This window comes from Bilophila sp. 4_1_30 (assembly GCF_000224655.1).
GTDB lineage: Bacteria > Desulfobacterota > Desulfovibrionia > Desulfovibrionales > Desulfovibrionaceae > Bilophila > Bilophila wadsworthia.
Genome location: NZ_JH114233.1, coordinates 686588 through 698069, shown reverse-complemented (window position 1 = coordinate 698069; position 11482 = coordinate 686588). Strand labels below are relative to the sequence as shown.

Here is an 11482-nt window from a genome sequence, read left to right as displayed (position 1 = left end):
TCTCTCTCTCTCTCTCTCTCTCTCTCTCTCTCTCTCTCTCTCTCTCTCTCGGCCTGTCTCGTTCGGGCGTTGGGATATCGTGATCTTCATGTTCGGAAAGCCACGGGACAAGCTGGCCGCCGGGCAGGGGCCGGGCATAGTAGAAGCCCTGTATGCTTGTTGCTCCAAGTTCTGAAATGATTTTAGACTGTTCCGCGTTTTCAACACCTTCGGCGACGATCGCCATATTGAAGTGGCGGGCGATGTCGATGACGGCCTTGCATACCTGCCGGTTGCTTTCGGATGTTTCGAGATTCCTGATGAACGAACGGTCGAGCTTGAGGGTACTGATGGGAAGGTGGGTCAGATAACTCAGGCTGGAGTAGCCCGTGCCGAAGTCATCGAGTGCAAACCGGATGCCCTTGTCCCGCAGCTGCTGCATGACGCCCTTGACCTGCTCGAAGGAATTGATGAGCACGCTCTCGGTGATTTCAAATTCAAGCTGCTGCGGGTTGATGCCGTGATACTGGATGATCTCCACGACCCTGCTGACGAAATTGGTCTGAAGAAGCTGGATGGCGGAAATGTTCACGGCGATCTGGAAAGGAAGCCCCGCTACGCTCGCCATGCTCAACAGCTGGCGGCAGACGGTATCGAGCACAAGATACCCGACATCCACGATGAGGCCAGTCTCTTCGGCTACAGGGATGAACTCCGCGGGTGAAATAAAGCTGCCCGCAGCGTCCCGCAGACGCAACAGGGCCTCGGCCTTGCGAAACAAGCCCGTGCTGATCTCGAAGACCGGTTGGAAATGCACCTCAAAGTCACCGTTGGCCAGGGCGGATCGGATGAGGATCTGGAGCAGTTTCTTGCGGGAGAGGATTTGATCGAGTTCCTTGTTGAACTGGTAGATGCCCCGGCCTTCCTTGCGGGCTTCGGCAAGGGCGAGCTCGGCATGGGTGATGAGGGTGCTCGGATTGGTGCCGTGTTGGGGTGAAATGCTGATCCCGGCGTCGATGTTGCAGGTGTATTCGAGATCCTCAATGGTGAGCACGCGCAGGAAGGAGTTCCTGACGGACTGGGCGAGGCGTTCGGCCTGCGGGCCGTCAGCGCCGGAAAGCAGGACAAGGAAGTCGTCCCCTCCGGAACGGTAGAGGCTGCCTTCAGGCACGAAACGGGCGATGGACAGGCTCACGTCCTTGAGCAGCAGGTCGCCCTTGGCGTGGCCGAAGGTTTCGTTGAACAGCTTGAAATCGCTGATGTCGAACAGGACGACGGCACAACGCTTGCCCTCGCGCAGCATGTGCTGGAGGTTCCTGAGAGCGGCCTGCCGATTGGGGATGTCGAGCAGGGAATCGTGATAGGCCATGTGCTCGAGCTTGCGGGCATGGAGCATACGCTCGGTGATATCGGTGCCGCTGACGAGATAGACCATCTCATCGTTGAGCCAACGGATTTTTTTATGGCGGAGCTGGAGATAAATCTGTTGCCCGTCCTTTTCGATAAGGCAATCCTGCCCATTGAGGATCGCACAGTCGACGCAGGGCTTGTCGAAACGGAAAAAGGAACGGTAGCAGACTGAACCGGGCACACATTCGGGCCGGATGCTGCGGATTTGGCGGTTGGCGAACAGAACCTCATGGCGGAACGGGTGGACGACGAAGAGGTAGGCGTCCACATTATCCATGATGGTCTGGAGGGCTTCGCGCATTTGCTCTTTTTCGCGGCGTCGTTCCTCTTCGAGGAGTTCCGAGTCAAGCCGGAAACGATCGGCGGCCTGTTTGTCGTAGAAGTTGACCCCCGAACGCTGGCTGCACGCCTGAGCGGCGCGGTCTACGAGGCCGGAAAAAGTGAGGGCATCATAGGGCGCGACGGCGATGCCGATGGAAAATTCCACGGAATCGGATTCGCCGTCGAACGCGCAGACGACTCCGAGCGTCCGCTGGAGGTTGCGGGTAAGGTCGGTCACCTCACGGAAGGACTCGTACTGATCCGCAAACAGGATGAACGAACCGGCGCGGCAGTGGATGGGCACATCGTTCTCGCGGGCGAGGTTGCGGAGGATGGCCCCCGCGTGCTGGAGAAAAAGGTTCTTCCAGCGATTGCCGTGACGCTGCTCGATCTCGTCGAGGTTGCGGAAATCCACGAGGATGAGAGCCTGCAGGTTGAGGCCTGTGAGAAGGTTTTTTTCAATAATGGCTTGCCCGGCTTCGAGCGTGTACAACCCCGTCAAGGATGAAATCTGCGCGGGCTGGAGCGACGGGAGATCCCGCACGGCCTTGGGGGTGATGTCCTTAAGTGCGCCGATGATCCTGTCTTCACCGGCCCGGCCGAGCAAGACGACCACCCGGGCCTCGACTTGCCGCCATGTGCCGTCATTATGGCGCATCCGGACGGAGAGGCAGTCGCAGCCGGTCAGGCTGCTCACGGCTTCCATGCGTTCATGGACGATGGCAAGATCACTGGGGTGAAGCAGGCAGACAAGGTCCTCCACGCTCCTGAAATGGTGGCGCGGATGGCCGAGGAGCCGTTCCACACCGTCGGAAATGGCGAAGCCGTCCCCGGAAACGAAACGCTCCCAGATAATGTCGGATATGAGGGGATCGCGGGATGATGCAAGAGCGGAGGAGACGGGAGGAAGGTTGGAGATGTCCTTAAAGCCGCCGATAAGGTAAAGGGGCTTCCTGTTGCTGTCGCGCAGGCTGCGGGCGCAGACATCCACGGGAATCCAGCTCCCGTCGCAGCCAAGGGCGCGGATACGGCGCGAAAAAGAGTCTTGCTCTCCGGAATGGAGCGAATCAATGTCGGAACGGAGCAGCGGCTGATCGTCGGGATGAACCGTTTCGTAAGCTTCTTCGACGGTGAGGCACTTGTTGGCGCAGGCAAAGCGGGAATCACCGGAAAAAATACAGTCTGCATTCGGTGCGGATGCCTGTTCCCAGACGATTTCGGATGATCTATCCCCAATGATCTTATAGAGGTTAAGTGAAGATGCGGTCCTTTGCAGGGTTGTATCCCGCTGTTGAGAGGAGGTTGCAACCTCAGAAACCTCGTCCGAAGGAGAGGCGCAAGTCAACGGATTCTGAACTTGCCTTGTCATTGAACGTCCTTACAGATGTGTCTCTTCATGACAGACAGGAATTAACATGCTCCGCGCTAAAGAGCAAATACAGAATAGGTTGTATATATATTCATGTATTGCCGACACACCTAGAGGCACAACATGCCGCGCTTGCCCGGAAGGGGTACAGACGCTGTCGGGGAGACTGTTGAGGCGGAGAAGAGAGGGTCCAGTTCGGCCACACTCCTTGTGGTACGTTGATCATTTGGTAGGGGTTCGGTAGAGTTCTGTTGTCACATCATTTCTCAACCGCCCACGCCCTTTATTAACCATTTTTGGATTATTGTCAATCAAAAATGGAATTTCCCGGCCGGATTCGGCAACGACGATCCGATGGTGCGCCCTGCCGGAGAAAAGCAGAGGGGCTGCGGGCTTTGGATGCACGCTGCCTATGGAATCATTGCAGGAACGGCTGAAGGCCGTACGGGGCGCCATGACACAGAGCGAATTTGCCACACGTCTGCGGACGCCGCTCACCACGCTTGGGAGGTACGAACGTGGTGCCAATATGCCAGATTTGGAGTTTATCATCAACGTATGCACCGTTTTTGATGTATCCCCTGGCTGGCTGCTGTTCGGTCGCGGCGCGATGCGCGAGCAATCAAAGGAGCATCTCGCTTCAGGATGCGGTTGTCGCCAGTGCCCGTTGTTGTTGAAGGAGCTGGAAGAGGAACGCGCCGAGCGGCGGGAGCTTTCCACCGAAAACCGTCAGCTCTATGCGGAAAATTGCAGGCTGTTGCAGGAGAACGGGCGTTTGCGCGAGGAACTGGCCCGTCTCCGCCCCTGAGTGCTTCGTAGGGTGGAGACATGAGCGGCCACAACCGATGACGGGGGTGGAGCGTTTGTTTTTCAACCGTGTGCTGTAGACTGCGGAGTTTCTGATGGGGACTCCGCTCTCGGTGCTGTCGGGCAACGGGAATTGTCCTTGCGGTTAGCCGATTAAGGCGTTCGCTGGGCATGGAAAAGGGGGAAGGCAAAGCAGATGCCGATCGCTTTGCCGTCTTTCCTGATGGGCATGAATAGCCCGTAGCACCTCACTTCGGTGGTTCCGGCGGCAAAGGGATCGCTGATTCCCGGCTTTCCCAAAGCGTTGGGACGGGGATGTCGGTGCGGTTACCTTGCCCTTTTTCGGCTGGAGGACGCTTGAAAGGGGGGCGTCGAGGCCGGCGGCGATGATCGCGGAAAAGGGTATCCGTATGCGTTGAAAAACAGAGAGGAGATGGTGCCTACCCCGATACAATCGGAGGTTGTATGCGATACGGAAAAGGCGCGGTTGAGGTTCGGGTAAGCTATGCGGCGTTGAGTTTTAATGTCTTTGACGGAAAGCTTCAGACGGAATCGTTTCACCCGGAAGCCGGGAGGCCGAAGATCCGCAAAAGGACGAGCGGAAAGGCGGATGCGGCGGTCCAGTCCCCGTGTCCATACGGCCCTTTCGACGGAACTAGAGCGGGAACAGCATCCTGACCAGAAGCCCCCCTTCCGGGCGGTTCATGAGGAACACCCTGCCCCCGCTCGCTTCCACGAGGTTGCGCACAATGGACAACCCAAGCCCATGCCCGCCTGTTTTCCGGTTACGCGATGTCTCCAGTCGCACATACGGCTCCAATACGAATTCGAGCTTTTCTTCGGGGATGCCCGGCCCGTTGTCCCGGAAGTCGATGTACAGCCACTCCCGGCCTTCGGAGTCTCTCTCGTGATGGACCTCAATGTCGGCGCAATCCCCATAGCGCAGCGCGTTGTCCACGACATTTTCAAAGGCGCTCCGCAAACGGTTCCAGCTTTGAAGCACGGCGGCCGTGTTCCCGTTCAGCGTTACCCGCTCCCCAATGCCCTGCCTGTCCTCCACCAGAGCTTCCAACAGCGGCATCACCGCAATCGGCCGCCGGACGTCTTCAATGCTCCGCGCGCTCCGCAAAAACGTAATCGTACGGTTCAGCGTATCGGTCAAATCGTCCACGTCGGCGCACAGCTTTTCCCGCAGATCGTCCTGTGCCACCTGTTCGAGCCGCAACCGCAGCCGGGTCAACGGGGTGCGCAGGTCGTGCGAAAACGACGTCAGGAAGCGTTCCCGTTCCTCGAATGATCGCTGAATACTCGAAAACATCCTGTTGAACGCGGACGCGGCCTCGCGTACTTCCACGGGCCCGGAATCCGTCCGCAGCGGCGTGATCCGCTGCGTCCTGCCGAAGCGGTCGGTTGCCGCCACCAGCTTGCGCAAAGGCCGCAGCAGCCAGTTCAGCGCCAAGGCCACCCCGCCCATGACCAAGAGGAATTCTATCGCCAGCGCCACCGTATTCAGCCACAGCCGGTTTTGCGGCATGATTTCTATCTGGTGCTTGGCGTAAATCCAGATCCCGTCGGGCCTGCGCAGGGCGATTTCGGCCTGCATATAGTGGTGCGTCAAAAACGTTTCGAGATCGCTGTACTTTTCTTCACTGTTCATGACCGTGATCGGTGCATGTGACACTACGATCCGGGTCAGAAGGTCCGTATACCGGATGTTTTCCTGCTTGAATGCCCGCTCGAGGCGTCTACGCAGGCTCCGCGAGTAGTTCGAGCCGTCCTGCGGCATATCCGGCGGCAAGTGCGAAACCCGGATTGAGAATACGTCGTCATTCGGATTGAACAGCCCGTTGCGCTCGGCAATCGTGGGCAGTTTGTCCAGCAGGCGGATATGGGTGAGGAAGAGGCGGCTTTCGTTCGAGGCCACCATGCGGAACAGGGCTTGGTTGCGCCAATAGTTGGCCATGGGCTGGATGAGCAGCCAGAACAGGGCGAGGCTGATCACGTTGATCAGGAAAAAGCGTCCGAAGGAGGTTTTCGGAAGCAGACGGTCAAGGTTCACGCGTCGTGCTCCACGTCGACGGAAAGCATGTACCCGCCGCCGCGTACGGTCTTGATGATTTTGGACGTGCCCGTGTCCTTGAGCACCCCGCGCAGGCGGCTCACCTGTATGTCGACGCTGCGATCGAATACGTCGGCGTCGCGCCCCTGCGTTTGCCGCAACAGATACTCGCGGCTCAATACGGCGAACGGCTCGTCAAGGAACACGAGCAGCAGCCGGTACATCGCGTCGCTGAGGGCAATCCGCTCGTCACCTTGCGAGAGCTCGCGGGAGCGGACGTTGAGGGTCCATCCGGCGAAACGGCGTATATCGGACTGCGCCGCTGCCTGCCCCTTGTCGGAAGCGCGGCGGAGGACCGTGCGGATGCGGGCGAGCAGTTCACGGGGATCGAACGGTTTGACCACATAGTCGTCCGCGCCGAGTTCAAGCCCAACGACCCGATCCGTGGAGCTGTCCAGCGCGGTCAGGAAAATGACCGGGATCGACGACGCTCCCCGAAGACGGCGGCACAGGCTGAGGCCGTCTTCGCCGGGGAGCATGATGTCGAGAATGATGAGATCGAAGTGGGCATGATCGAGCTTTTCGAAAAGCCCCGCGCCGTCCGCCGCGGTTTCGACGGCCATGTCGTAACGGGCGAGGTAGGCGGAGAGCAGTTCTCGGATGTCCGCGTCGTCGTCGACGACGAGAAGGCGTGTTTGGTCTGGCACGGTTCACCTCCCATCCCGCCGGGCCCTCCGATCCGCCAACGGTGGCCGTGTCGCCGGATGGCTCCGTCCGGGGCAATCCGATCATGCTCCATTTGCAGGCAAAAAGAAAGATTCCTCTTGGACGGAACCGGAAAGGCCTTGTCTTCGGCCCGTCCGGAGGTGAGGGGTTCCTCAGCGCCCCCCCTTGAGGATGGCCCGTTACGACCGAGGGGACGCGGGGAACTTTCCCGGAGGACGGCATTTTCCCCCGGAAAGGCTACTGGCAGATGCCGCAGTTTCTGGGATCATGACCGGGCTTGTCGGGATGCCTCGACACATCGGCACCCATGCCCTCCCAATCAAGGATGCCGGGGCGCTTGCCGGTCTTCGGATCGGGCGCGATCTTGTCGGTATCGCTGCTGGTGTTGATGGTGGAACCGGGCCACGTGTAGGACTGGCTGTCCAGAGAAGGCATTTCAGCGAAAGAAGCGGTGGAAATCCCCATTCCGAGGACGAGAGCCCCGGCGACGATCAAAGATGTATGCTTCAACATGGTAGTTGCTCCTTTAGGGCTCGTTGCCCTGTGGAAGCGAAACTACCCGTGGAATGTTTCATGAGGATGTGCCGAATGCAGCGGAATGTAACAAAGTGTATCGGGATTGCCGGAAAAGCCGCGCCGTGCGGGGGAGCGGGGCCATCCCGCGTCTAGGGCTTGCGCGGTACCTCCGATGCCGCGTGTAACCAGGAAAAAAAGCCAGCGGGCGATGGTTTGCAAAGTATCGTCCGCTGGCCTTTTGGGTCTTTCGCTTCCGTCATCCCATTTTGCCGATGAGGTTTTCCAGATAGCGGGATTTGAGCTGCGCCACGGCGAGCGCCCTCGGCGCGCCGGGAAGCTTCATGATCGCCCCGATGACCGCCGCCATGATCCGATGATTGCCCATCGCGTCGTTGTCTTCGAGAAGTTCCTTGATCATGCCCCGTTCGGCGGCCATGGCGACCACGCGGTTCACGGTATTGAGGGGGGTGATGGCGCGTTCGGGCCGGGCTTCGAGCGTAAGCTGGCCGAAGGCACAGGAACGTACGCACACGCCGCATCCGATGCAGCGCTCCGGATCGACGAAAGCGAAGCGCTTGCCGGCCGGACCGTCTTCCATGTGGATCGCATTGACCGGGCAGACCTTTTCACACTTGCCGCACCCCCGGCAATCGTTCCCCGCGCGGGCGATGAAGTTGGAATGGATGGTCCGGGCGATGGCGAACCGCTTGATCGCCAGCAGTGCCTCGCAACAGCACCCGCAGCAGTTGCAGATGAAGTTCACGCCTTCACGGGCGTTTTCGCCAAACTGGACGAGGTTGTGCCCCTGCGCCACGGCGAGCAGATCAAGGCACTCGGCGGCGTCCACCTGCCGGGCGTGGCCGTATTTGATGAGCGAGCGGGCCGAGGTGTTGAAGGTCATGCAGATGTCCATTGGGGCATCACACGCCCGCCCGAGATGCTGCATTTTATGGCGGCAGTAGCACATGCTGACGCCGATGTGCGAGGCTGTCCTGATGATGTGTGAAGCGCGCTCGTAATCGAGGACCTCGAGCTTGCCGTCCTGCGGGAGCGCGGCTTCCTGTACGAAGATGCGGCCAAGCGGCGTCCCGTTCTCGACGAACAGCGCCTTGACGAAATCCTCTTCGACGTTGAGATACTGGTAATACAGTTCCGCCAGCGCTTTCTGGTTGACGTCGCCGCGCACGCGCATCATGGAAAATTCAAAGAACCCGGCCATCGGCGGGGGCAAGCAGAACATCTGCCGGCCGTTTTGCTCCATGTCGAGCAGCATGGCCCGTCCCGCGAGGTCTTCCAGCATATTCTGGGCCGTGGCCTTGTCGAGCTTCCAGATTGCGGCGGCGCGGTCTACGGTGAAGGGTTTGATGGGCAGCTGCGCCACCAGCCCGGCTTCTTTTTCGGAAAAGAGGATTTTCAGAATGGCAAAGAGGCTGTCGGAAAGCGGCGCGCCCTGCGGGAACTGGTTCAGCCGATCCGCAAGGCGGTCATAAAGGGAATTGGAATAATGATGAGCCATATCGCACCTCGTATCATGTCATGCGTAGAAACGCCCATTCCGTGTTCCCGCAAAATCGATTTTGGGTCAAGGGTGCTATTGGGTGGGTTTTCCGTGTTCCAGCACCAATTTTGGGCTGTTACGCAATGTTGCGTTTTTGGGCGCAATATCCGCATTTGCCCATTGCGCCGACTGCTTTCACAGAAGCGGCTTGCCCGCCTTCGCCCCCGGCATGTCCCGCCTCATGCCGCAAGGTTCCCGCACGTCCCCTTTCCTTTCGGCGCTATCATAGTGTTCTTGTTGATAAAGAAGATTTTTTCCCGCCCTGTTTTCCCCCGGCCCGTTTTGGAGTATGCTGCTGACCGGCGCTCTCTGTGCCGTGCAATCGAACAAGGAGTTTACCGTGTTTGTAAAATGGCTTCCCGCTCTGGCCGTCCTCGGCGTTCTGTACGCGTACCCGGCTCATGCCGCAGAACCGCTGGAAGATGCTTCGGAAGCGCTGGAGAACCTTGACGACCTGGTCAAGTCCGTGGACAGTGTCGGGCATTCGTTTGGGCGCATCGTGCAGCCGCGGCAATACGGCTTCCGCTGGAATGGCGGGGAAATCGGTCGGGATTCCAATCCGTCGCGTATGCCAAGGAACTCTCGTTCTCAGGATGATCGCCGCGACGATGACCGCGATGACGATTAACACGCTCCCCGATCTTGCCCGCAGCTAAGGCCCTTGTCCCGGCGTTTTGCGGGGTGGTCTTCTGTTGCGGGGTTTCCCGGTTCGGGATATCGGGATTGCGGGACCCGCGGTTCCCGTTTTCTGGTCACATTTTGATAGTATAAGGATTTGTTTTCATGACTATTGCTCCACTTATGGGCGTGTGTTCCAGCGCGCTCCAGTATGATATCACCGATGACGGCCGCGTGACCGGCATCCGTTTCGCGGGCGGCTGCCCCGGCAACCTTGAAGCCGTCGCCCGCCTTGCTGAAGGGCTTCCCGCCGAAGCCGTCATTTCCCGGCTCGAAGGGATCCAGTGCGGCAGCAAGCCCACGTCCTGCCCTGATCAGCTCGCCCGCGCCCTCAAGCGTGAGCTTGCCGCGCGCGGGGCGTAACGAAGAGAGAAGCGGGGGAGGGGAGAAGGGAACCTTTTTAAAGGTTCCCTCCCCCTCCCCCGGACCCCCTCCCCTCATCCCTCTAAACTTTTCCCCTTTATTGAATCCCTGATGGTGTTTCTCCCTTGTTTTCTCGTGTTGAGGCCGGGCGTTGAACGTTTTGGCGTTGGCGCAACATTGAGGGTATATGAGGAAAGTCGTTGGGAAGGGCAACAAGAGAGGCACCCGATTCGAGGGATCGGGTGCCTCTCTTATTGGAGGAAAGTTTTTCTTCCTTATTTCCGGGTTCCGCCCATGCAGGGAACACGGTGGAGCCTTCCTTTCCATGTTTTTTGTAGTCTTCGGTGGTTGCTTCTATCCGTTTGGAGGCCCCCGTTTTGTGTTGGTGTGCGAAGAACGGGGATGGTGCGGATACGGAAGATACCTCCCGGAAAACATGGATGGGAGTTTTATTTCAGCAACCCGATTTCGCGGTAGTACTTTTCAGCGCCGGGATGGAGCGGGATGCCGGAAAGATCGCTGACGGCCATTTCCTTGTCGACGGTTTTCATGACGGCATGGGCCTTGCCGAGAGAATCAAGGTTTTCCCAGAAGGTTTTGGCAAGATCATACACCACATCGTCGGGCATGGAAGCATCGGTGAGGAGAAGCATCTTGACGGCCGTGGTCTGGACGGGTTCGGCCTGTCCGTCATAGGTTCCCGCCGGAATGGTGAACTTGGAATACCACGGATACTTCGCCTGTACCTTGGCAATCAGCTCGTCGTCCATGCCCACGAGCTTGCCGTTGGCGGTGGAGCACATTTCCGTGACGGCGGCGGTGGGCATCCCGGCCATGATCCATACGCCGTCAAGCTGCTTGTTGCGCATCAGGTCGATGGATTCGGTGAAGCCCACGAAATGAGCCTTGATGTCGTCGGGATACTTGAGCCCCGTTTCGGTGAAGTGGATGCGGGATTCCACTTCGGTCGTACCGCCCGCCGCGCCCGGCGCGAAACTTTTGCCCTTGAAGTCCGCCAGCGAAGCCACGCCGCTGTCGGCACGGGCCACGACCTGATTCGGGTTGTAGTACAGGCCCGCCAATACGCGGACGTCCTTGTAGGCGCGGTCCTTGAACCCGCGTTCGCCGTTGAGCGCCTCATAGGTAATGCTCGACACGGCGAACGAAACCTGTGCGTTCCCGGCTTTGAGCAGGTTGAGGTTCTGAATGCCGCCGTTGGAGGCCTGCACCCGAGCGTTTACATAACCAAGCTTGGTATTCCACAAATTGGCGATGCCCGCGCCGAGGGGATACAACGCCCCGGTCGTCGCCGCCGTGGGAAAGCTTATATTCACTTTCTTGCGCTCCGCAGCTTGAAGGGGCGAGGCCAATACGCACGCGCACGCCGCTGCAGCCAAAAACATGGACCATTTTTTCATGACGTTCTCCTCGTTTTGCATGTTGCATTTGTTATCGGAATACCCGTAAAGCTCCGGCTCCTCTCGGCACTGAAGACTTCGCGCCAACCGGATCTTTCCATACTTTTTCCATCCCCGCCGACACCTTCATCTACAGGCTTTCCATTCCGGCTTTTCCATGAGGTGACAGGGATTCCCTCCGTGCCGCCTCCCCACCAGTGGAAAGTCTTTGGGGAGGATGGGGGTGGTTTGGAGGGGGAAGGAGGCCCTTTCTCCAGAAAAGGGCCTCCTTCCCCTCC

The 11482-nt window shown here is 58.9% G+C and carries 9 protein-coding genes; 3 read left to right on the top strand and 6 right to left on the bottom strand.

All coding sequences use genetic code 11. The annotated features are described in order from the left end of the window. On the bottom strand, positions 1-3079 hold a 3079-nt coding region (locus tag HMPREF0178_RS14970), incomplete at its 3' end, for an EAL domain-containing protein (RefSeq protein ID WP_009380515.1). Positions 3080-3533: 454 nt separating this feature from the next. Here HMPREF0178_RS14970 and HMPREF0178_RS14965 point away from each other — a divergent pair. After that, the gene (locus tag HMPREF0178_RS14965; RefSeq protein WP_232281288.1) at positions 3534-3887 is read left to right on the top strand and encodes a helix-turn-helix transcriptional regulator; all 354 of its coding nucleotides are present in this window, start codon (positions 3534-3536) and stop codon (positions 3885-3887) included. Positions 3888-4541: 654 nt separating this feature from the next. Here HMPREF0178_RS14965 and HMPREF0178_RS14960 read toward each other — a convergent pair. From HMPREF0178_RS14960 to HMPREF0178_RS14945, 4 genes are all read right to left on the bottom strand, one after another. Next, the gene (locus HMPREF0178_RS14960) at positions 4542-5945 is read right to left on the bottom strand and encodes an ATP-binding protein (RefSeq protein WP_009380512.1); all 1404 of its coding nucleotides are present in this window, start codon (positions 5943-5945) and stop codon (positions 4542-4544) included. Beyond that, a complete protein-coding gene (locus HMPREF0178_RS14955; protein WP_009380511.1) occupies positions 5942-6652 on the bottom strand; it encodes a response regulator in 711 nt (236 codons plus the stop codon). The genes HMPREF0178_RS14960 and HMPREF0178_RS14955 overlap by 4 nt, the downstream gene beginning before the upstream one ends. 256 nt (positions 6653-6908) lie before the next feature. Beyond that, positions 6909-7184 carry a hypothetical protein gene (locus HMPREF0178_RS14950; protein WP_009368869.1) on the bottom strand — a complete coding sequence of 92 codons (276 nt, stop codon included), beginning with the start codon at positions 7182-7184 and terminating at the stop codon, positions 6909-6911. 259 nt (positions 7185-7443) lie between these two features. Continuing rightward, the gene (locus HMPREF0178_RS14945) at positions 7444-8703 is read right to left on the bottom strand and encodes a 4Fe-4S dicluster domain-containing protein (protein WP_009368868.1); all 1260 of its coding nucleotides are present in this window, start codon (positions 8701-8703) and stop codon (positions 7444-7446) included. A 382-nt stretch (positions 8704-9085) separates the two neighbouring features. Between HMPREF0178_RS14945 and HMPREF0178_RS14940 the strand changes: the two genes are divergently transcribed. Continuing rightward, positions 9086-9373: a hypothetical protein gene (locus HMPREF0178_RS14940; RefSeq protein WP_005023997.1), complete on the top strand. Its 288-nt coding sequence runs from the start codon at positions 9086-9088 to the stop codon at positions 9371-9373. Between the two features lie 155 nt (positions 9374-9528). Continuing rightward, positions 9529-9786 (top strand): TIGR03905 family TSCPD domain-containing protein, encoded by a 258-nt coding sequence (locus tag HMPREF0178_RS14935; RefSeq protein WP_009368866.1) that lies wholly within the window; start codon positions 9529-9531, stop codon positions 9784-9786. A 449-nt stretch (positions 9787-10235) separates the two neighbouring features. Here the strand turns inward: HMPREF0178_RS14935 and HMPREF0178_RS14930 are convergent, their stop codons facing one another. Further along, positions 10236-11204: a TAXI family TRAP transporter solute-binding subunit gene (locus HMPREF0178_RS14930; RefSeq protein WP_009368865.1), complete on the bottom strand. Its 969-nt coding sequence runs from the start codon at positions 11202-11204 to the stop codon at positions 10236-10238. Positions 11205-11482: the final 278 nt, after the last annotated feature.